This is a genomic window from Streptomyces coeruleoprunus (genome assembly GCF_039542925.1).
Lineage (GTDB): Bacteria > Actinomycetota > Actinomycetes > Streptomycetales > Streptomycetaceae > Streptomyces > Streptomyces coeruleoprunus.
In genome coordinates, this window is record NZ_BAABIT010000001.1 from 302,502 (window position 1) to 329,175 (window position 26,674).

At 74.0% G+C, this 26,674-nt stretch carries 22 protein-coding genes and 1 pseudogene; 12 read left to right on the plus strand and 11 right to left on the minus strand.

Features of this window, described 5'->3' with window-relative positions; all coding sequences use genetic code 11:
- Positions 1–135 precede the first annotated feature (135 nt).
- Positions 136–1,335 (plus strand): serine hydrolase domain-containing protein, encoded by a 1,200-nt coding sequence (locus ABEB09_RS01475; protein ID WP_345686257.1) that lies wholly within the window; start codon positions 136–138, stop codon positions 1,333–1,335.
- A 27-nt stretch (positions 1,336–1,362) separates the two neighbouring features.
- Here ABEB09_RS01475 and ABEB09_RS01480 read toward each other — a convergent pair whose 3' ends face one another.
- On the minus strand, positions 1,363–2,685 hold the full coding sequence (locus tag ABEB09_RS01480; protein WP_345686259.1) for a tetratricopeptide repeat protein: 1,323 nt from the start codon (positions 2,683–2,685) through the stop codon (positions 1,363–1,365).
- 148 nt (positions 2,686–2,833) lie between these two features.
- Between ABEB09_RS01480 and ABEB09_RS01485 the strand changes: the two genes are divergently transcribed.
- Complete coding sequence (locus ABEB09_RS01485; RefSeq protein ID WP_345686261.1) at positions 2,834–3,088, plus strand: hypothetical protein; 255 nt, start codon at positions 2,834–2,836, stop codon at positions 3,086–3,088.
- Positions 3,089–3,164: 76 nt separating this feature from the next.
- On the opposite strand, the gene ABEB09_RS01490 is transcribed toward ABEB09_RS01485, so the two are convergent.
- Positions 3,165–3,827: a type 1 glutamine amidotransferase domain-containing protein gene (locus tag ABEB09_RS01490; protein ID WP_345686263.1), complete on the minus strand. Its 663-nt coding sequence runs from the start codon at positions 3,825–3,827 to the stop codon at positions 3,165–3,167.
- A gap of 131 nt (positions 3,828–3,958) precedes the next feature.
- On the opposite strand from ABEB09_RS01490, the gene ABEB09_RS01495 reads away from it, so the two are divergent.
- A complete protein-coding gene (locus ABEB09_RS01495) occupies positions 3,959–4,852 on the plus strand; it encodes a LysR family transcriptional regulator (protein WP_345686265.1) in 894 nt (297 codons plus the stop codon).
- Here ABEB09_RS01495 and ABEB09_RS01500 read toward each other — a convergent pair.
- A complete protein-coding gene (locus tag ABEB09_RS01500) occupies positions 4,830–5,909 on the minus strand; it encodes a GNAT family N-acetyltransferase (RefSeq protein ID WP_345686267.1) in 1,080 nt (359 codons plus the stop codon). The two genes, ABEB09_RS01495 and ABEB09_RS01500, sit on opposite strands and share 23 nt — an antisense overlap.
- Positions 5,910–5,929: 20 nt before the next feature.
- Complete coding sequence (locus ABEB09_RS01505; RefSeq protein WP_345686269.1) at positions 5,930–6,892, minus strand: threonine/serine dehydratase; 963 nt, start codon at positions 6,890–6,892, stop codon at positions 5,930–5,932.
- Positions 6,893–7,094: 202 nt separating this feature from the next.
- On the opposite strand from ABEB09_RS01505, the gene ABEB09_RS01510 reads away from it, so the two are divergent.
- The 5 genes from ABEB09_RS01510 (at position 7,095) to ABEB09_RS01530 (ending at position 13,344) form a co-directional block, all read left to right on the plus strand.
- Entirely contained in the window at positions 7,095–7,769 is a 675-nt protein-coding gene (locus ABEB09_RS01510) for a TetR/AcrR family transcriptional regulator (RefSeq protein ID WP_345686271.1), read from the plus strand.
- Positions 7,770–7,880: 111 nt separating this feature from the next.
- Positions 7,881–8,759 (plus strand): trypsin-like serine protease, encoded by an 879-nt coding sequence (locus ABEB09_RS01515; protein WP_345686273.1) that lies wholly within the window; start codon positions 7,881–7,883, stop codon positions 8,757–8,759.
- 142 nt (positions 8,760–8,901) lie between these two features.
- Complete coding sequence (locus ABEB09_RS01520) at positions 8,902–9,129, plus strand: hypothetical protein (RefSeq protein ID WP_345686275.1); 228 nt, start codon at positions 8,902–8,904, stop codon at positions 9,127–9,129.
- Between the two features lie 238 nt (positions 9,130–9,367).
- Positions 9,368–12,082, plus strand: a complete 2,715-nt coding sequence (locus ABEB09_RS01525) for an FG-GAP-like repeat-containing protein (protein WP_345686277.1) — start codon at positions 9,368–9,370, stop codon at positions 12,080–12,082.
- Positions 12,083–12,366: 284 nt separating this feature from the next.
- Positions 12,367–13,344, plus strand: a complete 978-nt coding sequence (locus ABEB09_RS01530; protein WP_345686279.1) for a glycosyltransferase family 2 protein — start codon at positions 12,367–12,369, stop codon at positions 13,342–13,344.
- 42 nt (positions 13,345–13,386) lie between these two features.
- Here ABEB09_RS01530 and ABEB09_RS01535 read toward each other — a convergent pair whose 3' ends face one another.
- Positions 13,387–14,877 (minus strand): DUF6056 family protein, encoded by a 1,491-nt coding sequence (locus ABEB09_RS01535; protein WP_345686281.1) that lies wholly within the window; start codon positions 14,875–14,877, stop codon positions 13,387–13,389.
- A 209-nt stretch (positions 14,878–15,086) separates the two neighbouring features.
- Here ABEB09_RS01535 and ABEB09_RS01540 point away from each other — a divergent pair, with 209 nt between their 5' ends.
- Positions 15,087–15,887 (plus strand): VOC family protein, encoded by an 801-nt coding sequence (locus ABEB09_RS01540; protein WP_345686283.1) that lies wholly within the window; start codon positions 15,087–15,089, stop codon positions 15,885–15,887.
- 27 nt (positions 15,888–15,914) lie between these two features.
- Here ABEB09_RS01540 and ABEB09_RS01545 read toward each other — a convergent pair whose 3' ends face one another.
- Positions 15,915–16,946 (minus strand): NAD-dependent epimerase/dehydratase family protein, encoded by a 1,032-nt coding sequence (locus tag ABEB09_RS01545; RefSeq protein WP_345686285.1) that lies wholly within the window; start codon positions 16,944–16,946, stop codon positions 15,915–15,917.
- Positions 16,947–17,332: 386 nt separating this feature from the next.
- On the opposite strand from ABEB09_RS01545, the gene ABEB09_RS01550 reads away from it, so the two are divergent.
- The gene (locus tag ABEB09_RS01550; protein ID WP_345686287.1) at positions 17,333–18,811 is read left to right on the plus strand and encodes a PP2C family protein-serine/threonine phosphatase; all 1,479 of its coding nucleotides are present in this window, start codon (positions 17,333–17,335) and stop codon (positions 18,809–18,811) included.
- A gap of 215 nt (positions 18,812–19,026) precedes the next feature.
- Here ABEB09_RS01550 and ABEB09_RS01555 read toward each other — a convergent pair.
- Positions 19,027–20,520, minus strand: a pseudogene (locus ABEB09_RS01555) (DNA-binding protein NsdB); the annotation flags it as partial.
- A gap of 232 nt (positions 20,521–20,752) precedes the next feature.
- Here ABEB09_RS01555 and ABEB09_RS01560 point away from each other — a divergent pair.
- Positions 20,753–21,868 (plus strand): aminoglycoside phosphotransferase family protein, encoded by a 1,116-nt coding sequence (locus ABEB09_RS01560; RefSeq protein ID WP_345686289.1) that lies wholly within the window; start codon positions 20,753–20,755, stop codon positions 21,866–21,868.
- Between the two features lie 407 nt (positions 21,869–22,275).
- The gene (locus ABEB09_RS01565) at positions 22,276–24,498 is read left to right on the plus strand and encodes a terpene synthase family protein (protein WP_345686291.1); all 2,223 of its coding nucleotides are present in this window, start codon (positions 22,276–22,278) and stop codon (positions 24,496–24,498) included.
- A gap of 15 nt (positions 24,499–24,513) precedes the next feature.
- Here the strand turns inward: ABEB09_RS01565 and ABEB09_RS01570 are convergent, their stop codons facing one another.
- From ABEB09_RS01570 to ABEB09_RS01585, 4 genes are all read right to left on the minus strand, one after another.
- Positions 24,514–24,906 (minus strand): RNA-binding S4 domain-containing protein, encoded by a 393-nt coding sequence (locus ABEB09_RS01570; RefSeq protein WP_345686293.1) that lies wholly within the window; start codon positions 24,904–24,906, stop codon positions 24,514–24,516.
- Positions 24,907–24,913: 7 nt separating this feature from the next.
- On the minus strand, positions 24,914–25,414 hold the full coding sequence (locus tag ABEB09_RS01575; protein WP_345686295.1) for a hypothetical protein: 501 nt from the start codon (positions 25,412–25,414) through the stop codon (positions 24,914–24,916).
- 188 nt (positions 25,415–25,602) lie between these two features.
- Positions 25,603–26,004, minus strand: coding sequence for an ACT domain-containing protein (locus tag ABEB09_RS01580; protein ID WP_345686297.1), 402 nt, complete (start codon positions 26,002–26,004; stop codon positions 25,603–25,605).
- Between the two features lie 35 nt (positions 26,005–26,039).
- Positions 26,040–26,672: an ABATE domain-containing protein gene (locus ABEB09_RS01585; RefSeq protein WP_345686298.1), complete on the minus strand. Its 633-nt coding sequence runs from the start codon at positions 26,670–26,672 to the stop codon at positions 26,040–26,042.
- Positions 26,673–26,674: the final 2 nt, after the last annotated feature.

Consider the following 26,674-nt stretch of genomic DNA (forward strand, 5'->3'; position numbering starts at 1 on the left):
CACTCGGCCACATGGAGCAGGAGCGCGCGCAACCTCCGTGGTCCCCGTACAAGCTGAACGGCGTACCGGCACAGAGCCTCCCCGCCCGCGTCCGGTCGCACACAGCCGCGAGCACGAGGAACACAGGAGCACACCATGACGCACCGCCCGCCCCACCGTGGCCGTCCCCGTGCCGCCCTCGCGCTCCTGGCGGGCGCCGTGACGGCCTGCGGCCTGATCGCCGCACCGGCCGCGGCGGCGGGGCAGGACGACCGCCGGGACGGGGGCGGGGGCGGGGGCCGCGACGGCGCGCTGCACAAGCGCCTCGAACGGCTGGTGCGTACGCCCGGCGGGCCGCCCGGGGTCATCGTGGTGCTCCAGCGGGGCAAGGAACGGCGGGTCGTGCGGGCCGGCGTGGCGGAAGTGGGCACCGAGCGGCGGCCACGGCCCGACGACCACATGAGGCTGGCCAGCGCGGCGAAGATGTTCACCGGGGCGGTGTCCCTGCAGCTGGTCGACCGGGGCAGGCTGCGCCTGGACGACACCATCGGGGAGATCCTGCCCCATCTGCCGACGGCCTGGCACGAGGTCTCTCTGCGTCATCTGCTCCAGCACACCAGCGGACTCCCCGACTTCTCCGAATCGCCGGAGTTCAGGGAGATCCTGATCTCCGACCCGCACCACGTCTTCGACTCGCGCCGGCTGCTCGACTTCGTCGCCGGCGAACCGCTCGCCTTCCCCCCGGGGACGCGGTACGCGTACTCCAACTCCGACAACATCGCGATCGCGCTGATGGCGGAGGCCGTGACCGGCAAGCGGTACGAGGAACTGCTGGCCCGCCTGGTCTACCGGCCCCTGAAACTGCGCGACACGAGCCTTCCGTCGGGGTTCGAGCTGCCCGAGCCGTATCTGCACGGCTACGACGTCCGGCCGCCCGAGCCGCCGCAGGACGTGAGCGAGCTGTTCGGCGCCTCGGGCGCGTGGGCGTCGGGCGGCATCGTGTCGACGCCCGCGGACGTCAACCGGTTCGTGCGGGGCTACGCGGGCGGCCGGCTCCTGTCCGACGCGACCCGGCGGGCGCAGCTGACGTTCCTCGAGGGCGCCGCGTCGGAGCCGGCGGGCCCGGGCGCGAACGCCGCCGGACTCGCCCTGTACCGCTACACGACCCGGTGCGGCGTGGTGTACGGCCACACCGGAAACACGCCCGGCTATACGCAGCTGGCAGTGGCGACCGAGGACGGCCGCCGCTCGATGACGTTCTCGATCACCACCCAGACGAGCAAGTCGGTGAAGCCGGCGCTGCTGGCGCGGCTGCGCGAGGTGCAGGAGGACTTCGTCTGCGCCCTGCTGAAATGACGGGTCCGCCCCGGCCCCGCGCGCCCGTCACGCGAACTTGGAGCTGGGCACCGGACCGGAGGAGGTGAGGCGGTCCCGGGGCCCCTGGAGCCACGTACCGCGGACGGCCGTGACGAAGTCCGTGAGCCGTGCGACCGAATCCGCCGGGGTCTCGCCGTCGCCCCCGGTGCCCGGCACCGGATCGGCGGCCACGATGTCGGCGGCGACGCGCTCCGCCGGGCGGTCGTCGGCCGGGCCGCGTTCCACCCCGCCGTCGTCGCCCTGGCGCAGCTGCTCGTCCCAGGGGGCCACCACGGACTGGTGCAGCAGGGTGACGCTGTCGGGGGTGACGGCCGGGGCGTCGGTCCAGTTGCTCGCGTGCTCGTGGAGGACCTGTCCGGCGCCCCTCTCGTGGAGCTGCCGGAGGGCTTCCCGGCCCTCTTCCGTCGCCCCCAGGCCGTCGAGGTCGTACGCGACGACGACGGTGTCCTCCCGCCCGGGCGCGAAGGGTTCGACGGGGAGGCCGAGCACCTCGGCGGCGGCCAGGCCGAGGATCCGGCTGCCGCGGTCGGGCAGCAGCGAGACGGAGCGCGGCCGCACCGCGGCGGCGTCCAGCACCGCGCGCAGCCTCAGCAGCCCCTGGAGGCACTGGTCGTGGGTGTCCTGGAGCCAGGCGTAGCGGCCGGTCATGCCGGCGTCGAAGCCGTACGGGGAGAGCGTGCCGAGCACGGTCCCGCCCATCACGTACTGCCAGCCCCGCAGGTCGGTGCGGTCGAGCGGGGTCGCGGGCGCGGCGGCCGCCGCGCGGTGCAGCATGCGGCGCTGCCGGTCCCGGGCGGGGAGCCACATCGGGTCGGCGGGCTCGGGCAGCAGCGCGTGGTGCCGCTCGGCGAGCGCGAGGTCGCCCGCCATGAGGGCGTTGTGGGCGAGGAGGTAGCGGTCGGGCCAGTCTGCGAGGTCGCTCTCGTGCCGCGCGAGGACGTCCACGGCTTCGCGGTGGCGGCCCTCGCGCTCGTACGCGGCCACGAGTTCCCGGACCACGCCCATCGCGCCCGGGTTGCGGCCGAGCACCTCCTTGAGGGCGGGGATCGCCAGGTACGACAGGCCGCGCTCGATGCACGCGTAGCCGAAGTCGTACAGCGCCTGGTCCTTCCCTGGGTGTGCGGCCAGCCCGGCGGCGGCGGTGCGGAGGTCGTCGAACCCGGCGGCGCGTGCGGCCCGTTCGACGACGAGCGCCACCTCGCCCGGCGGCAGCGTCCCGGCCCCGGCCCTCAACTGCCGCAAGGCGCCCGGGACATCACCTTTGTCCAGGTACTCCAGGGCCTTGAGGACGTCTTCGGACGTGGGGCGTCGATTCCTGCGCGAGAACATGCCGAAGATCATCTACGCGGGCGGGCGATGCCTCAAGAGGATTACCGGCGCCGCGCGGTCAGTGACGTCGACGGCCGGGGCTCGTTGCACATTGCGTTCGGAAAGCAGTCTTTCTCCTCATGTGTCTTCTGGAGTGACGTATATGGCCATGCGCAGCGGTATCCGACTGATCACTGTATGTGCGGGAATCGCCGGGGCGGGGGTGGCGGCGGCCGCGCCGGCCGTCGCCGCCGAGGCGCCGGCGTCGGTGGGCGCGCCCGTCGTGTCGAACCTCAACAGCACCGGGCTGCTGGGCGGTCAGCAGAACCAGGGTGACGGGAAGGGACAGCCCGGCAGCCCGCTGCCCGTGGGCGGCGGGCTGCTGGGCGGGCTTCCGGCCGGCGGGCTGCCGCTGGGCGGCTGAGGCACGGAGCGCGAAGCGGGGGCGGGCCACCGGGGGTGGCCCGCCCCTCCTCATTCCTCATTGCGGGACGGCTGTTTCAGGAGAGCCGCTTGAGCAGTTCGGCGGCCAGCGGGCCGGACGAGGCGGGGTTCTGGCCCGTGATGAGGTTGCGGTCGACGACCACGTGGGCGGCCCAGGGCTCGCCCTCCTGGAAGTCGGCGCCGGCCTCGACCAGACGGTCCTGGAGGAGCCACTTGGCCTTGGCGGCGAGACCGGCCTGGGTCTCCTCGGCGTTGGTGAAGCCGGTCAGGCGGTAGCCGGCGACGGCGTGGGTGCCGTCCTCCTTGGTGGCGGCGAGGAGCGCGGCCGGGCCGTGGCAGACGACGGCGAGCGGGCGGCCGGACTCCAGGACGCGGACGATGAGCCTGCCGGAGTCGGCGTTCACGGCCAGGTCCTCCATCGGGCCGTGGCCGCCCGGGTAGAAGACCGCGTCGTGGTCGGCCGCGTCGACGTCCTCCAGGGCCACCGGGTTCTCCAGCTCCGGGAAGGAGGCGGTGGCGTCGGGGTTCTCGGCGAGGCTGGCCTTGTCGACGGTGGGGACGACGCCGCCGGGCGTGGCGACGACGACCTCGTGGCCGGCGGCCTTGAACGCCTCGTAGGGGGTGACGGCCTCCTCCGCCCAGAAGCCGGTGGGGTGCTGGGTTCCGTCGGCGAGCGTCCAGTGGTCGGCGCCCGTCATCACGAAGAGGATCTTCGACATGGTGTGTCTGCTCCGGAGTGCGGTGGCTGGTGCGGATGCTTCGACGGTACGGCGGCCCGCCATTGGGATCCAATGGGGAGATCCATAGGTGGTATCGGCTTTTCAATGGGTCGCGGGGATTTAATGGGGCCATGGACCTGAACCTGCTGCGGACCTTCCTCGCCGTGTACCGGTCGGGGTCCTTCACGGCGGGCGCCGCTCTGCTGAGCCTGTCGCAGCCGACCGTGACCACGCAGATCCGGGCGCTGGAGCGGCAGCTGGGGCGGGAGCTGTTCGAGCGGCTGCCGCGCGGGGTGGCGCCGGTGCCGTTCGCGGACGAGCTGGCGCTGCGCGTGGCGGGGCCGCTGGACGAGCTGGCGTCGTTCGCCGGGGGCGGGGCGCGCGGGGAGGCGGTGGAGCCGGTGCGCCTGGCGGGTCCGGCCGAGCTGCTGTGCCTGCGGGTGCTGCCGGCGCTGGCGCCGCTGGTCGCGGAGCGCGGCGTACAGCTGCGGGTGACGGCGGGGCTGACCGATCCGCTGCTGGAGGAGCTGCGGGCCGGGCGGCACGACCTGGTGATCGCCACGTCCCGGCCGCGGGGGCGGGCGCTGAGCGCCGTGCCGCTGGCGGACGAGGAGTTCGTGCTGGTGGCGGCCCCGGTGTGGGCGGAGCGGGTGACGCCGGAGCGGGTCGCCCTGGAGGGTCCGGGGAGCCTGCTGGGCGTTCCGCTGGTGGTGTACGCGGAGGACCTGCCCATCGCGCGGCGCTACTGGCGGCATGTGTTCGGGCGGCGGCTGGGCCTGCGGGCGGCGGTGACGATGCCGGATCTGCGGGGTGTGCTCGCGGCGGTCGTGGCGGGCGCCGGGTGGAGCGTCCTGCCGCGCTACCTGTGCGCGCCGGAGCTGGGCTCGGGGGCCCTCGTGGCGTTGTACGAGCCCGAGGACCCCCCGATCAACACCGCGTTCCTGGTGCAGCGGCCGGGGGCGGCCGCCCATCCGCACGTGGAACTCGTGCGGGACGTGCTGCTCAGGGCCGGGAGGTCGTGGTGACGCGGCGCAGCTCGTAGGTGGTGTGGGCGTCGGTGGTGCCGGTGGCGGTGAAACCGGCACGGGTGAGGACGCCGTGCGACGGGGCGTTGCCCAGGTCGACGGTGGCCGTGAGCACGGTGACGTGGGGGTGCGTGAAGGCCCAGTCGGCGAGGGCGCGCAGGGCCTCGGTGGCGTAGCCGTCGCCGCGGGCCGACTCCACGAGGTCGTAGCCGATCTCGGCGCGGCCGTCGGCGTCGGGGGCGGCGTGGAAGCCGATGCCGCCGATGGCGCGGCGGTCGGAGGTGCGGACGATCGCGTACGTGCCCCAGCCGGGGCGGTACGTGCCGCTGTCGAAGGCCTTGGCGACCATGCCCGCGGCGAAGCGGGTGCCGTCCCCGGGACCGTTCCCGGCCCAGGCGAAGCCGCCGCTGCCGGTGGTGTGCAGGTCGGTGGCCGACCGGGGGGCGACCTCGCACAGCACGAGGCGCTCGCCGCGGACGGGGTCGGAGTGCCAGCGCCAGGTGGTGAGGCGGGGCAGGCCCGGCAGCTCGGTGCGGCCGGTCGCCCACAGCAGGGTCTGCCAGGGGTCGTCGGTGCGGGGGCTGTGCGGGAAGAGGCGGTCGAGGACCCCGTCGCACAGGTGGGCCGGCGGCTCCCAGCCGGTGACGCCGAGGGCGCGCAGGATGTCGTGGGTGTGGAGCAGGACCTCGACGACGCCCATGGCGGCGAAGCCGTCGGGGCCGGCGGCGCCGTAGGGGTGCCAGGCCCGTACGTCGGCGGGGGTCGCGGCGACGACGGCGGCGAGCAGTCCGCCCGTCGCCTCGATCACATGGATGAGGCCGTCCGGTGTGGTGCCGGGGTCGGCCTGGATCTCGAACGGCACGTAGCCGTCCGTGGCCCGGCCGGTGAGCTGGGCGGCGTAGGCGGTGAAGTCGCTCCCGATGTGGACGGCGGTGTCGTAGCAGGTCCATTCGAGGCCGTGCGCGTGCGCGGTCCAGTCGCGGCCCGCCACCGTGCGCAGTGCCGCGGTGGTGGCGGCCACCGCTTCCTGGATGTCCTGTGCCCCCATGATCGTCATGCGGGTGACCCTAGGTGGGCTCAGGAGCGGGCGCCACCGGTTTGCGCGAGGTCGCCCGGGTCGGTGTTGGCGCCGCACAGCACGACGGCGACCTTCTCCCCCGCGGCCGGGCCGTACGCGGCGAGCCCGGCGAGGGCGGTGGCGGCGGCGTGCTCGACGGCCAGGCGGTGGTCGTCCCACAGGGCGCGGCGCGCGCGGACGATCGCCGCGTCCGGAACCGTGAGGGTGCGGACGTCGTAGTGGCGTGCGGCGTGCAGGGCCGCGGTGGAGACCCGCGCGGCGCCGAGGGCGTCGGCGGCGACCGAGTCGACGGTGACGTCGACGGGCCGGCCGGCGGCGAGGGCGGCGTCGAGGGCGCGGCAGTGGTCCGGTTCGACGGCGACGGTGCGGATGCCGTGGTGGTGGGCGGCGGTGGCGACGCCGGCGAACAGCCCTCCTCCGCCGACGGAGACGATCACGGTGTCGAGGCCGGGCAGCCGCTGGAGGATCTCGCCGAGGAGGGTGCCCGCGCCGGCGGCGACGAGCGGATGGTCGTACGCGTGCGAGGCGAGCGCGCCGGTGGTCCGCGCGAACTCCTCGCAAGCGGCGAGCGCTTCGGCGTACGCGGAGCCGACGAGGCGGACGTCGGCTCCGTACGCGCGGAGCCGGGCCACCTTCACGGCGGGCGCGGTGGCGGGGAGGAACACCGTGGCCCTGATGCCCTGGAGGCGGGCGGCCCAGGCGCAGGCCAGTCCCGCGTTGCCGCCGGAGGCGATGGTGACGCCCGCGTCGGGGAGGGTGCCCGCCTCGTGGTGGGCGCGCAGGAAGTTGAGGGCGCCGCGGGCCTTGAAGCTGCCGGTGTGCTGGAGGAACTCCAGGGCGAACCAGACCTCGGCGGGGTCGCGCGGGTCGTGGTCGCGGGCGGCGAGCACGACGGGCCGGACGCGGCCGGCGATGCGGTCGGCCGCCGTCTTGATGTCGGCGGGCGTCAGTACCTGCGGCATGGGGCTCTCCTTGCCGGCTGGGGGCGGCGGGCGGGTGGCGGTGGCGTTGCCGACAGCGGACGTCGGGCGGCCCGGCGTCGCGGCATCGGCCGGCCCGACATCGGGCGGCTCGGCTCGGCGGCCGGCCGGCTCGGTGGCCGGCTCGGCTCGGGCGCTCAGGCGTCGACCGGCTATCGATACGCCGTATCGTACGCTGGCTCTCATGATCCGTCCATCACCCTCGGCCGACGACCCCGCCCGTCCCGACCGCATCGCCGAGGCCGCGCTGCGGCTCGTCGACGAGGAGGGGCCCGGGGCCCTCAGCTTCCGCACGCTCGCGGCCCGGCTCGGCGTCGCCCACGCGACTCTCCAGCGCCGCTGCACCGACGTGGCGGGGCTGCTGGACCTGTGCACCGACCACCTCGCCGGCCGCCTGCCCGACATCCCGCCCGGCACGGGCTGGGCGGAGGCCACGGAGGCGCGGTTCACCGCCCTCTACCGGCTGCTCGTACGCCACCCCGGCCTGGTCGCGCTGCGCGGCGGGCGGCCATGGCTGGGCCGTCAGCTACTGGCCCGCCTGGTGGAGCCGCAGCTCGCCGACAGCCTGGCTGCGGGGCTGACGCCCGAGGAGGCCGTCACCGCGTACCGGAGGATGTACCTGCTCACGCTCGGCAGCGCGACCTTCGTCGACCACCGCGACCCGAAGGCCGCGCAGACCGCCACACGGACCGCGCTGGCCGCGCTGGACCCGGAGGAGTTCCCGGTGCTCACCGCGCACGTGGCGGCGGTGCTCCCGGCGGTGGTGGACCACGAGGTGTACTACGGGGCGCTGCGGCAGCTCATCCGGGCGGCGGCGCCCGGGGAAACCGCCGGAGGCGCGGACGGCGGGAGCGGCTGACCGGGCGTCAAGCGCGTACCGGCCTCTTGCCGGGCGTGCGGCGTGCGCGCTTCACTGTCGGTCCCCCACAGGAGGCCCCTCCGCCACTCCCACCACTCAGAAGGGCTTCTCTTGACTGCCGTACCTGTTCGTGCGGTCGCCGTCGCCGCGGCCGTGTGCGCCCTGCTCATCGGCTCGGCGCTGCCGTCCTCGGCCATCAACTCGTACCACGCGACCCCCGCGCCCGAGCGCACGGAGGTGGGCGCACTGGTCGCCACCTGGGACAACGACGGGAACCCCGCGACCCCGGACCGGGTCGACTGGGTGTGCTCCGGCACCATGATCGACGCGGATACGTTCCTCACCGCGGCGCACTGCACGACCGACTGGCCGGCGAACGTGAAGTTCTTCGTCTCCCTCCACCAGGACGTGCAGGGCGCCCTGGACGAGGCCGCCGCACGCCACCCCGGCGACCCGGCGGCGGTCGCCCGGGCCGTCGGCGTCGAGGGCACCGCCCACAACCACCCCGGCTATCCGGGGCCCGCGTCCGACACGCACGACATCTCGGTGGTCGAGCTGCCGGCCCGCCAGGTCGCCGCCCGCTGGTCGTTCACCCCGGCGGCGCTGCCCGCGGCGGGTGCGCTCGGCGCGCTCGGCCCGCAGGGGCTGAAGGACACGTCGTTCACGGTCGCGGGTTACGGCACGCAGGAGGCGCGGCGCGGGCCCGGCGGGCACACGCACCCGGGCGGGGGCGTGCGCATGAAGGCCCCGGTCGCGTTCGACGCGCTGAACGACGCGTGGCTGCGGCTCGCCATGACCGCGCCGCAGGGCAACGGCGGCGCGTGCTACGGCGACTCGGGCGGCCCGAACTTCGCGGTGCTGGGCGGGAAGCTCACCCTGGTCGCCACCACGATCACGGGTGATACGCCCTGCTACGCCACGAATGTCACGTACCGTCTGGACTCCCCCGGCGCGCGGGCCTTCCTCTCCCCCTTCGTGAAGCTGCCGTAGCCGCGCCGGGCCCCGGCGGCCCGGCCGGGGTGGCAAACGAGTGATTGCGGGGCCGTGCGGCCGCCGCGGGCGTGACGCGCGCGGCGGCCGCCGGTTACGCAAGGGGACCCGGGCGCAGGGTCCCCGACACGAAGGATCGACGATGTTCAAGAAGGTTCTCGCCACGGCCGGTGTCGCCGCCGCCGCCCTGGGCGTCTCCGTGCCGACCGCGTCCGCCGTGGGCGAGGGCGGGGTGCACACGCAGAACGGCAACTTCTCCGTGCAGTCCTACGGCAACACGGGCGCCGAGCCCGCCGAGGGCGGGGCCGCTCCGGGCGACGTGGAGGCGTCGTTGCGGGCCCTGGATTCCGGCCTGCCCGGGCAGCGGTAGCGGCGCCGCGGTCGGAGACATACCGGCCCTCCGGGGGTGACCGTCCGGCGCGGACGGTTCCCCCGGAGGGCCGATCCATGCGTGATCTTCGACACACACACCCGGCCGACTGTCATGTTTTCGCGCCGGGGCGCGCTGAATGGAGCGGGACGCCCGGTGCCACGGGTGTCCTCGTGACGTTTATTCGAAGGGTGGGGACGTGAGCGCGCGCAGATCGCATGCCTATCGACCACTGAGCATGAAACGCCGGGCGTGGCTGACGCTCGGCGCCGTCGTTCTGGGCGGGGCAGGGGTCGTCACCGTGGCCACGGCCGGCACCCCGGAGCCGACGGAGGGACCGCGACTCAAGGAGCGTGCGGCGACCCTGCGGACGGTCGGCCTGACCCAGGGCGGACGGACGACGCGGGAGCTGCCCGCCACGACCACGGAGCCGTTCTCGCTGGTCGGCATCGGCTGGGACGGCGACACGGCGGAGGTCGCCGGTACGGCGCAGGTGCGCACGCGCAGCGCCGCGACGGGCGCCTGGTCCGGGTGGCGGACCGTCGAGTTCGACGAGCACCGCCCCGACGGTGCGGAGGGCGCCGGGCACGGTGCGTCGGAGCCGCTGTGGGTCGGTCCCTCGACGGCCGTGCAGGTCCGCGTGAACGGCGAGCGGACGCTGCCGAAGGGCCTGAAGCTCCACATGGTCGACCCGGGCGTCAGCAGGGCGGAGGCCCGTAACCCCGCCGCGCCCGCGGCCGCGCTCTCCTCGCCCACCGCGGCGGACCTCGCCATGGACAACGCGGCCTTCTCACTGGAGGAGACCCCGAGCCCGTCCGCCACGGACAGCGCGGCGCCGTCGCCCAGCGCCACCCCGGCGCCGACGCCCACGCCCTCGTCCACCGGGACGTCGGCCTCGCCGACCGCCACGGCGCCGGCCACCACGAGCCCGGCTCCGACGCCCACGCCGACCGCGACGGCGACCGTCCCGACGGCCCCGCCGTCCACGGTGCGGCGGCCGCCGCTCATCACGCGGGCGCAGTGGGGCGCCGACGAGTCGATGGTCGCCGACCCGCCGGAGTACATCCAGAAGATCCAGGCCGTGTTCATCCACCACACGGTCGGCTCCAACGACTACAGCTGCGCCGAGTCGGCCGCCCTGGTGCGCGGCATCATGACGTACCACGTCCGCACCCAGGGCTGGAACGACCTGGGCTACAACTTCCTGGTCGACAAGTGCGGCCGCGTCTTCGAGGGCCGGGGCGGCGGTGTCGACCTCCCGGTGAAGGGCGCGCACACGTACGGCTTCAACGGCTACTCGACCGCCATCGCGTTCCTCGGCGACTTCGAGGGCGACGCGGCGGCGGGCAAGCCCGCCGGCCGGCCGACGACGGCGGCGCTCCAGTCGGCGGCCCGCGTCGCGGCCTGGAAGCTCGGCCAGTACGGCGGCGACCCGCAGGGCACGGTCACGCTGACCGCCCAGGGCAACACCGGCAAGTACACCACCGGGCAGCAGGCGACGATGAAGGTGATCTCGGGTCACCGTGACGCGTTCGCGACGGCCTGCCCCGGCAAGAACCTGTACGCGAAACTGCCCGCGATCCGTACGTACGCGGCCGGCGCGGGCCGCGGCTCGGCCATCCCGACGGCGGACCACAACCGGGACGGCGTGGCCGACCTGGTGGCGGCGCTGCCGCGGTACGCGAGCGGCGCCGGACGGGTCACCGTCCTGCCCGGTACGGCGACCGGGCCCACCTCGACGGGCCGCAGGATCCTCGACCAGAACAGCACCGGCGTGCCCGGCGCCAACGAGGCGGGCGACCAGTTCGGCACGACCACGGCGTGGGGCGACTTCAACGGTGACGGCTACGCCGACCTCGTGGTGGGCGCGCCCGGCGAGGACGACGAGTCGGGGCACACGGACACCGGTTCGGTCACCGTCCTGACCGGGCCCGGCCTCGACTCGGGCTTCGGCTACATGACGTCGCCCTCGTACCGGGTGAACGGCGACAAGCTGGGCACCGCCGTGGCGGTCGGCGACTTCAACGCCGACGGCACCGCGGACGTGCTGTCCGTGGCCCCGGGCAAGCCGGGCCGCTGGTGGGTGTTCGAGTCGAAGAACGCGACGTACGCGACCAAGGCGGGCTGGCTGAGCGACACGGCCAACACGTCGGTGGTGTCCTTCGCCTCCGCGGGCAGCGGCGACTTCAACGGCGACGGGTACGCCGATGTGGCGATCACCTTCCGCGACTCGAGCGGTGTGGGCCGGATCCTGGCGCTGAAGGGCTCGTCGAGCGGTCTGCAGCGGGTCGGCATCCTGTACCCGCGCGGCGGGCGTTCGCTCGCGGTGGGCGACATCAACGGTGACGGCTACGACGACCTGGCGATCGGTCAGCCGAACTCGACCGAGTCGGGCCACCTGGCCAAGGGCGGTGCCGTGGCGACGGTGATGGGTTCGTCCGCGGGCCTGACGTCGACCGGCCGCAAGACGTTCCACCAGGCCACCACGGGCATCCCCGACTCGGACGAGACCGGGGACAGCATGGGCGCCTCGGTGTCGGTCGGTGACGTCAACCTCGACGGGTACGCGGACGTCCTCGTCGGCGTGCCGGGCGAGGACCTGACGCGCGGCGGCGTCGCCCAGTCCAACGCCGGGCAGGCGATCCTGATCCGCGGTTCGGCGACGGGCATGACGGCCACCGGATCGGTCGCGTACCACCAGGACACGACCGGTGTCCCGGGCTCGACGGAGCCGAACGACCGGCTCGGTGCGGCGGTCTCGCTGGCCGACCTGTCCGGTCACACCTGGGCCGGGCTGGCGCTCGGCGCGGACGGCGAGGACGCGAACAACGGCACGATCCTCCACGTGGACAACAGCGCGACGGGCTTCGTGCCGTCGTCGGGCGTCTACTACGGCACGTCGGCGCTCGGCGCGCCCGCGGGTCTGGGGATCGGTCGGCTGATCACCCCGTAACGTCCCTGTGCGCGCACCGGCCCCGGTCTCCCTCGTGGAGGCCGGGGCCGGCGCCGTTCGCGGGCGGGCAGGCACGGGGCCGCCGGCTCGCGCCCCATGCGCCGTTCGCCCGAACGCGCCCCACTCGTACGAGTGAGCGGTCGGCGAGGGGGATTGACGTCGGGCGTCGCCTGGTACCCCCGACGTGGAGGCAACCCTGCCGTCGTGATCGGCATCTTCCCTGTGCGGTGGGTCCACGGGGGCCGGCCGGCCGTCCGCGCGAGCGTGCCTGGAGTGAGTCAGCAATGGTTGAGATCTCGATCGTCGTTCCGTGTTTCAACGAGAGCGAGGTGATCGACGCCTTCCACACCGCTGTGCTCGCGGCCCTGGGGCCCACGGGGGCTTCCTTCGAGATCTGCTACGTCGACGACGGGAGCGGCGACGGCACGGTCGAGCGGCTGCGGGAACTGGCCCGGGCCGACTCCCGGGTGCGGTACACGTCGTTCAGCCGGAACTTCGGCAAGGAGTCGGCGATGCTCGCCGGGATGCGGATGTCCCGCGGCGACGCGGTGGTGCTGATGGACGCCGATCTCCAGCACCCGCCGGAGCTGGTGCCGCGCATGCTGGAGCTGCACCAGCACGGCTACGACCAGGTGGTGGCGCAGCGGGACCGGTCGGGGGAGGGCGCGGTGCGCAGTGCGTTCAGCCGGGCGTACTACCGGCTGGTGCGGCGGTTCATGGAGGTGGAGATCGCGGACGGCGCCGGGGACTTCCGGCTGCTGTCGCGGCGCGCGGTGGACGCGATCCTGTCGCTCCCGGAGAGCAACCGCTTCTCCAAGGGCCTGTTCTCGTGGATCGGTTTCGACACGGTGAGCTTCCGCTACGAGAACGTGGAGCGGGCCGCCGGCGCGTCGAAGTGGGGCGGGCGGCGGCTTCTGAACTACGGCATCGACGGGCTGCTGTCCTTCAACAGCCGTCCGCTGCGCCTGGCCATCCACACGGGCCTGTGGCTGTTCGTCTCGGCGCTGCTGTACGCGCTGTGGATCGTCGCGAACGCGCTGCTGAACGGGGTCGACACACCCGGGTACGCGACGCTGATCGCCGCGATCGTCGGCCTGAGCGGCGTGCAGCTGGCGACGCTGGGCGTGATCGGCGAGTACGTGGGGCGGATCTACCACGAGGCGAAGCGGCGGCCGCACTACGTGGTGCGCGAGACGGACCGGTCGGCCGCGGTGGACGCGCGGACCGGGCGGCCCGTCGCGCCGGCGGGCCGCCCTGGGTGACCGGGTGCCCCGGGCGGTGGTCGGCACGGCCCGGGGCAGCGGTCACGGGATGCGCGTACCGCGCGTGACCGAGTCGAGGTGGTAGTAGTCGGCGACGCACCGGGCGGGCCAGGGGCGCCGCCCGCCGTCGCCGAAGGGCTCCAGCATGCGGCTGACGGAGTTCGGCGTGTAGGGGGCGGTCCTGGCGCCGCTCGCGGCCCGGTCGCGCAGCCACTCGTCCTGGCGGTCCCAGCGCTGGGCGCGGGCCCGCATGTCGTCGCCGAGGTGGTGCAGCGGGACGGCCATGCCGAGGACGGCCAGGGCGCACACGGCGGCGGAGGCCGCCGCCGCCGCCCGGGTGACCGCGGTGCGGGGGCGGCGCAGGCGCAAGGCCCGGCCGAGGAGGGCGCCGGCGGCGACGAGGAGCAGGACGTACAGCAGCAGGTAGTCGTTCCAGGTGCGCTCGGTGGTGAGCACGTCGGTCCCGAAGATCGGGTATGTGATCACCGTGCACAGGTAGCCGGAGACCAGGAAGGCGAGCGCCGCGAGGCCGAGCAGCTTCAGCGGGCGGCCGGGCAGCAGGACGCCGGGCCCGGCGCCGGGGCGGCGGCGGGCGAGCAGGCCGAGGAGGACGCCCGCCGCGAGGGCCCCGGCGTACTGCCAGGTGGTGAGGACGGTCTCCAGGATGCGCGCGTACAGCTTCAGCGAGGTGAGCAGGGAGTCCGGGGCGAGCATGGAGACGGTCTCGGCGTCGTAGCGCTCGCGCCGGTTGCGGGAGCCGGGCGAGGTGACGAGCAGGACCGTGCCGATCGCGACGCCCGCGATGCCCGCCAGGGACCAGAGGCGGACGGGGCCGCGGGCCCGCTCGGTGAAGAGGCGGTGGGCCAGGACGACGGTGCCGCCGAGGACGACGAGGGCGACGACGGACGCCTCCTCCGACAGGGTGCCCATGACGACGCCGGCGAGGACGACGACGGCCACGGCGGCCGCGCGGGCGCGCCGGCTGCGGGCGCGCAGCAGCGGCAGTGCGGCGGCGCAGGCCAGCACGGGGGCGAGGGTGTGCGAGACGGAGGCCGCCGGCCAGTAGAACGTCTTGTACGTGTTGGGGGTGGCGAACAGGAACACCGCGGTGATCATGGACGCGGTGAGGAGGGCGGCGCCGCGGGGCACCTCCTGCCCGGTGCGGCGCAGGAGCAGCACGGTCAGCGCCCACAGGACGGCCAGCATGACGACGGCGCTGAGCGCCGCGTACCACTGGTGGCCCGCGACCGGGAACTGTGCGTACAGGCCGACGAGCACGCCGTTGGCGAGGCGGCCGTTGTCGGTGACGTAGAACTTCCCGACGAGGCCCCATACGCCCTCGTCGCGCACGAGGGGGAGGAAGCACCACTCGTCCGCGGAGGGGCGGACGTGGCGACCGAGGAAGGAGGCCACCGCGAGCAGTCCGAGGGGCAGCAGGGCGAGCCCCGCCGTCCACAGGGTCGCCGGGCGGGTGAGCCCGTTGCTCCGTTCCGCATCCTGTTGGTCGGTGACGCTCGGGGCGCCGACGGCCATGCTCACCACTGCCTTTCGGGGAAAACCACTGATCCGACACCGTAGAGGCGTTTTTCCGCGCTCCCGTTCCCGTCCGGGCACGCCACCTCGCCCGGCGCAAGCACACCACCATGAATGCCCGCACATCGGGAAGCATGTGGGTAAAACAGTGCAAGGATGGACAGCGGCGGGACGACGACGCGCGATGCGACACCGGGACGGTTGTGCTCATGACCAGAGAACCGACAGCTGCCGCGGCCTCGGGAGCGACATCCAGTGGTGCGGTGTTCGGCGCGCCGTGCTGGGTCAGCCTGATGACCCGGAACCTCGAGGCCGCACACGACTTCTACGGCTCCGTGATGGGATGGCGGTTCCGCCCGGCGCGGCTGGGCGAGGAATTCAGCGTCGCCCTGTCCAACGGCAGGGCGATCGCGGGTATCGGGGCGCTGGCGTCCGCGTTCCACGTGGCGGTCGCCTGGACTCCCTACTTCGCCGTGCAGGACGCCGACGTGACCGCGGGGCGCATCCGTGAGCGCAGCGGGACGGTCGCGGTCGGGCCGGTGGCGTTCGTGCTGGGGCGGGGCGCGCTGGCGGCGGACCGGGACGGGGCGGTGTTCGGGATCTGGGAGGGCGAGCTGCCGGCGGGGTGGGAGGTGTGGCGGGCGGCGGCCCCTGCGTGGGTGCGGCTGCACACCCGGGACGCCTTCGAGGCGGCGATCTTCTACGGCGAGGTGCTGGACTGGGCGTGCGGGCGGCCGGACTGCTGCGAGGTCGAGTACGAGGGGGACGAGGTGGTGCTGCGCTGCGGCGGGCACATGGCGGCGCGGCTCAGTTCGGGCGCGCTGGAGGAGGCGCCCGACCCGGCGATCCGGCCGCGCTGGCAGGTGCACTTCCCCGTGCCGGACGTGGAGCGGTGCGTGACGGCCGCCCTCCAACACGGCGGGACGGTGATCCACCACGAGCCCGCCACCCAGGCGACGCTGAGGGACCCGGACGGGGCGCTGTTCACGCTCACCGCACTGGAGCGCTGATCCCGACCCGCGCGTCTTCGGCCGGCGTCAGCTCGCCTTGGCGCCGTGCATCGGCGCGGTCTCCATCCCGGCCCCCTCCCGCATGCCGCGCAGCAGCTCCCGCAGGGCTTCCTGCCCGGACCGGCGGGGCTCCCAGCCCAGCTCGGTGCGGGCCCGGGAGCAGTCCATCAGGGGCAGCCGAAGGAAGGCGTCGAAGAGGTACGGCGACGAGGGCACCGCGTGCAGCCGCCACCCCGTGGCGACGGCGGCGCGGGCGGCCCGGCGGGGCAGGCGCACCACGCGCGCGTCGAGCAGGTCGGACAGCTCCCGCGCGCCGAGCGGCGGGTCGGCGGCCAGGTTGAAGGCGCCGCGGGCGTCGCCGAGCACGGCGAGGCGGTAGGCCTCGGCGGCGTCGTCGGTGTGCAGGGCCTGGAAGCGCAGCCCCTCCATGTCGGGGACGAGCGGGATCAGCGCGGGGTTGGCGAGGGGGCCGGGGACGAAGCGCCCGGCGAAGATGCGGCGCTGCTCGCTGGCGGAGGTCTCCTTGAACATGAAGGCCGTCCGCATACGGACCACCCGGACCCCGGGGTGGCGCGGCTCGAAGCCGTCCAGGACGCGTTCGATGTAGGCCTTCTCGCGGCAGTACGCGGCTTCGGGCCAGCCGTGGGTGGGCCAGGACTCGTCGACGCCGCGGTCCTTGGGGCCGGGCGAGTAGGCGCCGACCGAGGAGGCGTACACCAGGGCGGGGACGCCGGCCTCGGCGACCGCGCGCAGCACCCGCAGGGTGCCCAGCACGTTGGTGCGCCAGGTGGCGAGCGGGTCGTGGGTGGGCTGGAACGCCCAGGCCAGGTGCACCACGGCGGAGGCGCCCTCGAAGTGCCCGGTCATGGTGCGGTCGCTGTCCTTCTCGACGTCGGCGGTCACCCAGGTCGTCCTGGGCGGCGACCAGCGGGGCCGGCGGCGGGCGAGGCCGACCACGGCGTCGACGTCCGGGTCGGCGGCGAGGGCCTCCACGACGCTGGTGCCGACGTTGCCCGTGGCTCCGGTGACGACGACTCTCCTGCCCGGTTGGCTGTTCACGGCTCCTGACCTCCGGCGGCTCGGTGACGCGTTGCCCCGGACGTGCCGGGGCGGTCCGGGTACCCCCGGCGCCCTCCGCGTCAACATTGCCAGGGCATATTCACCCCGGTTGGGGACGGGATGCCCGCACGTTCCCGCACGGGTGCGCCATGAACCGGTGTGCGGGTCGGTACCTGCGCATTGAGGGGCGAAGGGTGGGTATGGAGCCGCCGGATCGTCGGGTTCCGGCCAGCCTGACCGGAACCCGATCGGCCCTTGGCATATGCCAGAAGCACCACCGTATCGAGTGTTGCCAAATCCCTTACGAGGTGTCTCCACCTGTGCAACAGTCGTATACCGGTCCTTGCAGTCAGGCCCTGGCCGCCGCGCCTGTATCGGAGTACGACATGCCGCCCCATCTGTTCGCGGACCGTCCCAGCCAGCAGCCGCCCGAGCGCGGCGCTGTGGACGCCCTCATCACGCAGACCCGCCGTTTGCGCGGAGAGGTGGACGCCGTACGCCGCGACGCCGGGGGCGACGAGGACGACCCGCAGGGCCGCTGGCAGCGCGCCCTGTGCGACCTCGCGGTGCATCAGCTCGACGACCTGGGCGCCCAGTTGGGGCAGCTGCGCGACGGCGTGCCGGACGCATCCGCGCCGACGGAGGCCGGCGCCGGGGCCGGTGAGGAGCACGCCACGCAGGAGGACGGGCGGCCCTCCGACGAGCAGGCGACCGGTTCGCTGCTGCACCGGATCGGCAGGGCCGAGTGGAACCTCCTCAATGACGAGGTCAGTTGGTCCGACGAGCTGTTCCGGATCTTCGGCCGGCCCCCGGAGGCCGGCGGGATGTCCCTGGACGAGCTGCCCTCGATGGTGTTCCCGGAGGACCAGCCCCGGCTGACGGCGCTGGTGACGGGCTGTCTGATCGACGGCAAGCCGATCGACGGCGAGTTCCGGATCGTCCGCGCCGACGGACGCGTGCGGACCGTGCACATGGTGGGCGAGCCGGTACTCGACGCCGACGGCTGCACGGCGTCCATGTGGGCCGTGTTACGCGACGTCAGCGAACTGCGCCGGAGCGAGCGCGCGGTGCGCGAGTCCGGTGACTCGCTGCGCCGCCGGCAGGCCGTCGAGCAGACGGAGCACCGGGTGGCGGTGGAGCTGCAGGAGACGGTGCTGCCGCCGTGGCGCGGTCCGCTGCGCTTCTCGCACGACGGGCCGGGCGCGCTGGACCTGGCGGGGCACTACCTGCCGTCGCTCAGCAGCGACCGGATCGGCGGCGACTGGTACGACGCGCTGGAACTGCCGGACGGCGACACGCTGCTGACGGTCGGCGACCTGACGGGCCACGGGGTGGCGGCCACCTCGTCCGTGGCGATGCTGCTGGGCGCGCTGCGCGGACTGGCCGTGGCGGGCATCCGGCCGGGCCCGCTGATGGGCCATCTCAACCAGCTGATGGACTCGGCGGAGCACACGGCGCTCGGCAGCGCGGTGTGCTGCCGCTACACGCCCGCGACCCGCACGCTGACCTGGGCGCAAGCAGGACACCCCGCCCCGCTGCTGTTCCGCGGCGGGACGGGGTGTGCGCTGACGCGCCCCGAGGGTGTGCTCCTGGGCGCGACGGCCTCGGGAGCGGCGTACGAGCAGGCCGAGGTGCGGCTGCACCCGGGTGACCTGCTGGTCCTGCACACGGACGGGCTCGCCCGGGTCCCGGGCGCGCCGGGCTCGGACGTCTCGGGGGCGGACAGGCTGCTGGAGCTCGCGGCGCCGTTCGCGCGGGCGCGCGACGCCCAGGAGTGTGTGCGGCTGGTGGTCGACGAGTTCGGCGGGTCGCCCCGGACGGACGACGCCTGTGTGGTGGTCGCCCGGGTCGGCGACCTGTCGTGAGGGCTTGAGAGGGCGTGGGGGCACGCTCGACGGCCGTGCGGTCCGCCGTCGGCGGCCGGTGAGGGAGGGGCGGGCTGACCCTGCGGCCCGCCCTCGGTCGTTCCCTCCACGGTCTGTTGCTTGTCGGTCCGGTCGTTCTCCGGCTCGTCCGGCACTGCGGCCGGATGCCGGTTCTTCTCCGCCTGCGGGCCGGTCGGGCCTGCGGGCGGCCCGCGGCTAGATGTCCGCGGGGCCAGTTTCTTCACATGGTGCTTCGGCATGGCCAGCTTGATCTCCTCGCGCAGGTCCTCGATCTTCGAGTAGCCCGCGTACTGGCCGGTGAGCCGGTACATCTCGCGCAGCCGGTCCCAGGTGCGCTCCGAGGAGTTGGCCGTCATCGCCATGAGCGCCAGGCGGGCGTAGCGGTCGGCCTGTTCGGGGTCGTCGGCGATGAAGCACGCCGAGGCCATGGAGAGATGGTCGAAGATCTTCGAGCGCTCCCGGCCGTCGATCCGCAGCTCCAGGGCCTTCTGCGCGAAGTACTGGGCCTGCTTGGCGGCGTTCGGCTCGTGCTCGGCCAGCGTGCGGTACGCCAGGGCCTCCATGCCGTACAGGTCCTCGTCCTTGAAGGTCTGCATCCACACCGGCATCGGCACGTCGCCCCGGTGCGAGACGAACAGCTCCTCCGCCTCGCCGAGGGTGCGCCGCATGGCCTGGCCGCGGCCGAGGGCGGCCTGCGCCCAGGCCTCGATGGTGTGCAGCATCGCCTTGGTGCGCGGGAGGATCTCGTGGCCCGCGCCGGCCTTGGCGAGGTTCATCAGGTCCAGGGCCTCGTCCGGCCGGCCCAGGTGGACCATCTGCCGAGCGGCGCGGGACAGGGCCTCGGCGGCGCGGGGGCGGTCGCCGCCCTCGCGGGCCGCGTGGGCGGCGATGATGAAGTACTTCTGCGCCGTGGGCTCCAGGCCCACGTCGTGGGACATCCAGCCGGCCAGGACGGCCAGGTTGGCGGCCACGCCCCACAGGCGCCGCTGGATGGGCTCGGGGTGGTGGTAGGCGAGCATGCCGCCCACCTCGTTGAGCTGGCCGACCACGGCCTTGCGCTGGAGCCCGCCGCCCCGGGCGGCGTCCCAGCGGCGGAAGACTTCGACGGAGGTTTCGAGTTCCTCGATCTCCTGCCACCCGATGGGGGCGGCCTCGTAGCGGTCGAGCCCGGCGGAGTCGGCGTGCAGGACGTCGGAGCGGCGGGGGGTGTCGGTGGTGTGGGGGGAGTCGGTGCGGAGCCAGTCGCGCATGGCGCCGGTGATGGCGGAGCCTGCGGCGAGCGCGGCACCCGCGCCCACCAAGCCGCGTCGGTTGAGCATGAGGTCCATTCCCGTGAATTCGGTGAGGACCGCGGCCGTACGCTCGGGCGCCCAGGGCAGCCCGTCAGGGTTGTCGGTGCTCCTGACGTCCCGCCGTTTCCCGGCGCGCCCTTGTCGTACGAACCCGAGGTCCTCGATGGTCACGACACGGCCGAGTCGCTCGGTGAACAGGGCTGCCAGCACTCTCGGCACCGGATCGCGGGGCGTCTCCCCCATGTCGATCCACCGCCGCACCCGCGAGGTGTCGGTCGCCAGCTGGGGGTGGCCCATGGCCGCCGCCTGCCGGTTCACCAGCCGCGCGAGTTCGCCTTTCGACCAGCCGGCGAGGCCGAACAGATCGGAGAGGCGGGTGTTGGGTTGTCCTGTCACGTCAAGCCCCCAGGTTCTCGGCTGAGTTGACAGTAGCCGCCTGTCAGAGGCCTGGCGACTATTCGCCAGGCTTCGCCAGGGTGCGCAAACTGTTTAGCCACCCGCGCCTCGGTGTCAGGTAGGAACGCGCCACCCCGTCCCGGCGACGGCCCTCATTCCCCAGGGTGTCGGACCGGCGGCGGGACGGGGCAGCGTACGCAGTCGTCGGCACACGAAGGGATCTGTCTCGCCCATGTACACAGCATCGTCCTCCGTGTCCGCCCCGCCCCGGCCCCGTTCCGTACCGGTCGGCAGCGGACCGTATCTGGATCCCGCGCAGGCGGGCCGGGCCAGGCGCTGGGCGGGGACGGTGGCCGGTCCGCTCAGCGGGAGAATCGACCTGTCCGGGCCGCAGGGAGCGCAGCTGCGGAAGGCCATCGCGTCCGTCCACCGGATCTGCCCCGAGTTCAACCCGGTGCAGGTGATGCGGCGCAGCGGCCGTTCCGTCCTGCTGGTCGGCACGACGGGTCGCACCACCGCCGTCGCCAAGTGTTTACTGGACCACTCCCCCGTGTGGGCCGAGCGGTTCCGGCACGAGATCGCCGCGTACCGCACCTTCGTCCGGCACCGCCCGCCGGTGCGGGCGCCCCGGCTGATCGCCGCGGACCCGGACAACTGCACGCTGGTGATCGAGCGGATGCCGGGCCGCCCGGCGGCGTTGAGCCGCCACCTGGCGGAGGCCCCGCCGAGGGCCGACATCCGGGCCGTGCTCGGCGCGGTCGCCCGGCTCAACTCCTGGCGGCCGCCGGCCGGGACGTTCGACGCCCCGCTCGACTACCCGTCGCGGATCTCGCGCTACCACGAGCTCGGCCTGTTCACCGACCGCGACCGGGACGACCTGCAGAAGCTGCTGCACGGCCTGGCGCACGCGGGGGGCAGGCAGGGCATGGGGCAGTTCTGCCACGGTGACGCGCTGCTCTCCAACATGCTGCTGTCGCCCGCCGGTCCGGTGTTCGTCGACTGGGAGCACGCGGGCTGGTACCTGCCCGGGTACGACCTGGCGACGCTGTGGGCGGTGCTCGGGGACGCGCCGGTGGCGCGCAAGCAGATCAGCCAGCTGGCCCAAGCGGCCGGGCCCGCCGCGCGGGACGCGTTCCTGGTGAATCTGATGCTGGTGCTGACGCGGGAGATACGGACGTACGAGACCGCCGTGCAGCGCACGATACGAGAGGCGCCGCCGGCCGGCTCGATCCCGGTCCAGCCCGGAGCGGTCTCGCCCGGGGAGGAGCAGCGGCTGTTGCTGCGGCGGCTGCACGACGACTGCGCACTGGCACGGAGGGCCGTGCGCGCGGCGGTCGGCACGCGCTGACCGTACGCGGAAGAGAAGGCGCGCCGTGTGCCCGGTGGTCCCGCACCGGGCACACGGCGCGTCTGCGTGCGGCGGCCCGGACGGGGCCGGAGGGGCGGGCGGGTCACCTGGGCGGGTGGTCGCTCGTACGCCGTTGCGGGGGTGGGGTGCGGTGGTGCGAGCGGTGGGCGCGACGGGGGGTGACGATGGGGCCCGAGGGGCGGTGGTGTGCTCCGCTTCCCCGCCGACCTGTGTGTTCGTCATCCGGTGCGATCTATCGCGGTGTTCGGCGCCAGGGGTGGCGCGGTGCGCGGAACGCACTCTCGACATCGGCGTTCATATGACTAATCAGGGGTCAGCGTGGGTCTCTCCCGTCACGGGTAGGGCCTCGCGCGGTAGACCACCTTCATCGAAAGGCATGGACACGCATGGCACAGCCGTTCGTACTTCCGGAGTTCTACGTGCCGTATCCGGCACGGCTCAACCCCCATGTGGACGCCGCGCGCGTGCACACCAAGGAGTGGGCGCGCCGGATGGGCATGCTGGAGGGTTCCGGGATCTGGGAGGAGCACGACCTCGACTCCCACGACTACGCCCTGCTGTGCGCGTACACCCACCCCGACTGCGACGCCGAGGCGCTGTCGCTGGTGACGGACTGGTACGTGTGGGTGTTCTTCTTCGACGACCACTTCCTGGACGTCTTCAAGCGCACCCAGGACCGCGAGGGCGGCAAGGCCTACCTCGACCGGCTGCCGGCGTTCATGCCGCTGGACCCGGCGCGGGGCACTCCGGAGCCGACCAACCCGGTGGAGGCCGGCCTCGCGGACCTGTGGATGCGGACGGTGCCGTCCATGTCGCAGGCCTGGCGGGAACGGTTCGCCGTCGCCACGGAGCACCTCCTCAACGAGTCCATGTGGGAGCTGTCCAACATCAACGAGGGGCGGATCGCCAACCCCGTCGAGTACATCGAGATGCGCCGCAAGGTCGGCGGCGCACCTTGGTCCGCGGGGCTCGTCGAGTACGCGGCCGGGGCCGAGGTGCCCGAGTCGGTGGCGGATTCGCGGCCGCTGCGGGTGCTGCGCGACACGTTCGCCGACGCGGTGCACCTGCGCAACGACCTGTTCTCCTACCAGCGCGAGGTGGAGGACGAGGGCGAGAACAGCAACGGCGTGCTGGTCCTGGAGCGGTTCCTCGACTGCTCCACGCAGGAGGCCGCCGAAGCGGTCAACGACCTGCTGACGTCACGGCTCCAGCAGTTCGAGCACACGGCGCTCACCGAGGTGCCCGCGCTGTGCCTGCAGCAGGGGCTGGCCCCGCAGGACGCGGCAGCGGTCCTCGCGTACGCGAAGGGCCTGCAGGACTGGCAGTCCGGCGGCCACGAGTGGCACATGCGGTCCAGCCGGTACATGAACGAGGGCGCCCTCGACACCGCCGCCCCGGGCGAGGGCGCGTTCGGCATGGCCGCCGCGTCCGTCCGGCTCACCCCGCGCGCCGAGGCCGCCCGGTGGCGCGGCTTCACGCACGTGCCGCACCAGCGCGTCGGGCCGTCGCTGCTGCCGCACATCGAGATGCCGTTCCAGGTGACGCTCAACCCGCACCTGGAGGGCGCCCGCACCCGATGCGTGGAGTGGTGCCGCGACATGGGGATCCTGGAGGCCCAGCCGGGCATGCCGACCTCGGGGGTCTGGAACGAGCGCAAGGTCGCCGGGTACGACCTGCCGCTGTGCGCGGCCGGGCTGCACCCCGAGGCGGACGCGGACCAACTGGACCTGGCCTCGCAGTGGCTCGCCTGGGGCACGTACGGCGACGACCTGTACCCCGTCGTGTACGGCGGGCCACGCGACCTGGCGGGGGCGCGGGCGCAGAACGAGCGGCTGCCGCTGTTCATGCCCCTGGACGTCTCCCCCGCGACCTCTCCCGAGCCGGCCAACGCCCTGGAGCGCGGGCTCGCGGACCTGTGGCTGCGGACGGCCGGTCCGATGAACGACCGCGACCGGTCGGCGTTCCGGGACGCCGTGGAGGTGATGATCGCCAGCTGGGAGTGGGAGCTGGCGAACCAGGCGCAGAACCGGATCCCCGACCCCGTCGACTACATCGAGATGCGGCGCGCCACGTTCGGCGCCGACATGACGATGGCGCTGTGCCGCATCGGGCACGGCAACAAGGTGCCGCCGGAGATCTACCGCAGCGGTCCGGTGCGGTCGCTGGAGAACGCGGCCGTGGACTACGCGTGCCTGCTGAACGACCTGTACTCGTACCAGAAGGAGATCGAGTTCGAGGGCGAGGTCCACAACTGCGTCCTGGTGGTGCAGAACTTCTTCGACGTCGACTATCCGACCGCGGTGGCGATGACCGGTGATCTGATGAACTCGCGGATGCGGCAGTTCCAGCACGTCGCCGCGCACGAGTTCCCGGTGCTCTACGAGGACTTCGGGCTCGACGCCGAGACGCGCGCGGTGCTGGACGGGTACGTGCGGGAACTCCAGAACTGGATGTCCGGGATCCACACCTGGCACCGGGACTGCGAGCGGTACCAGGAGGAGGTGCTGCTGCGGCACCGGGCCGCGACGCCGGCGCCGCTGCGGCAGCTGGGCGGGCCGACCGGCTTCGGGACGTCGGCGGCCCGCGTGGCGTCACTGCTGGCCTCGTAAGGAGGCCGGGGCCTTCTAGGAACGGCGGGCGCCGCGGAGCTGGTCCAGTTCGCGGCGTTCGCGCTTGGTGGGCCGGCCGGCGCCGCGGTCGCGGACGCCGGCGAGCGCCACCTGCTCGCGGGGCGGCGGGGGCGGGCTCTTGTCGACGTACGCCTCGGCGGCGACGGGGGCGCCGACCCGCTTGGCGAGCAGGCTCCTCACCTCGACGACGCGCTCGCGGCCGGCGTGGAAGAGGCGCACCTCGTCCCCGGGCTTGACGGACTGGGCGGGCTTGGCGCGGTCGCCGTTGACGCGGACGTGACCGGCGCGGCAGGCCGTGGCGGCCTGGGAGCGGGTCTTGGTGAGCCGGACCGCCCAGATCCAGCTGTCCACCCGTACGGTGCCGGTCGGCTCGTCGGTCGCTGCCATGACCGGGTCAGCCCTGCTGGAAGAGTTCCGCGGGCAGGGGCTTGAGCAGCGCGTACAGGTCGTCCGTGATCGGCCGGTCCCAGCTGGCGATGGTGACCAGGACGTTGTCGCTGCGGTCGAACTGGACGCAGGAGATACGGCCCTCGGTGAGCTTGAGGCGGCGCACGATGAGGAGGTTGTCGCCCTGCATGACCGGGACGTCCTCGACCTCGGTGACCTCGACGGGTTCGTCCATGTCCAGGGCCGCCAGGAGCTGGGCGACCTCGAAGGGGATCTGGCCGTCGGCCAGCTCGCGGGCCGGGGAGCCCTCCGGGAGATTGCCGATGATCATCGCGGGGCCGCGGCCGCCGAACAGGTCGTAGCGCAGGAAGACGCCCTGGCAGGTGCCGTCGGGGGCGGGCAGCAAGCCGGCGCCGAGGTTTCCGGGCCAGTCGCCCGGGTCCATGGCCAGGACGTCGAAGTCCGGGCCGGCGGGGGTGGCGGGGCTGCGGCGGCGGAGGAAGGACATGGGGCCATGGTACGTGTCCTGGGCCACGTGGCGGCGTCCGGGGCGTGCTTGTCCGGGCGCCGTCCGGGCGGGGCGCCGCAGGCCGTGCGGAGGGGCGTCCTCCGGTCGGTTCACCGGTTCGGGCGACGGTCGTTGGCGCAGGCCGGGGCGGCGGGGGCGGCAGCGGTGGCGCGCGTGCGGGACCGGGGTCAGGAGGCGCCGACGGCGAGGCGGTGCAGGGCCGCCAGCGCGTCCTGCGCCCGGTCGTACTCGACGAAGAGGTGGTCGTGGTGGTAGCCGGCGACGACGTTGCAGCTGAGGCCGGCGTCGGCGAGGGCACCCGCCACGGCGGCGGTGAGGCCGACGGCGTCGAGGGCGGAGTGGATCCGCAGGGTGATGCGGCCCGCCACATAGGTGTACGGCAGGCCCGCGGCGTCCGCCTCCTCCTGGGGCAGTACGAGGGTCAGGCCCTCGGACTCGGCGACCGTGGCGACCGGGTGCAGTCCGGGCGGGACGGCGGGGGCCTCGACGGTGCAGTAGACGTAGCGGGCGCGGTCCAGCTCGGGGCGCATCCCGGTGACGAGCCGGGTGAGATCACGTTCTCCGGTCATGATCGCCAGCTTAGGCGAGGGCCCGGGGGCGCGCCTCAGGTGCCGGCCCCGGGGCGGTGGCGGTCGTGGTGGCGGGCCACGCGGGCGCGGTTGCCGCAGGAGGGGCTGCACCACTCCTGGCGCGGGTGGTCCTTGAGGAAGTAGCGCACGCAACGGGGGGCGTGGCAGGCGCGCAGCCGGGTCCGGTCGGGTCCGGCGAGGAACGCGATGGCGGCGTGCGCGAGCGCGGCGGTGAGCGCGGCGGCCGCCGGGGCGCCGGCCGCGGCGGCGCGGTGTCCGGCCGCCGGCCCGTCGCCGGGCGGCCACGTCAGGTGCGGTACGACGGGCACGGCGGCCGCCGCCGCGTTGAGCCGCCGCAGGGCCTCCTCCACGGGCATCAGGTGCCGGGCGTCGGCGCGACTGGGCTCGCCCGGCACGGCGCGGGCGAACAGGGCCCGTACGGCGGCCCGCAGGTCCCTCACGGCCGCGAGGGCGGCGTCGTCGGCGGTGAAGGGCAGCTCACCGGCCGGCAGGGCGGCGGCGTGGGCGTGGACCCAGCGGGTGAGGCCGTCCGGGTCGACGAGGTCGTCGGCGACGCCGCCCTGCCCGTCGTGGCGGATGGTGAGCGCGAGGCGCAGCGCGAGATCGGCTGCGGGGTCGGGTGCGAGCGGCTGGGGTGCGGCGGCCATGG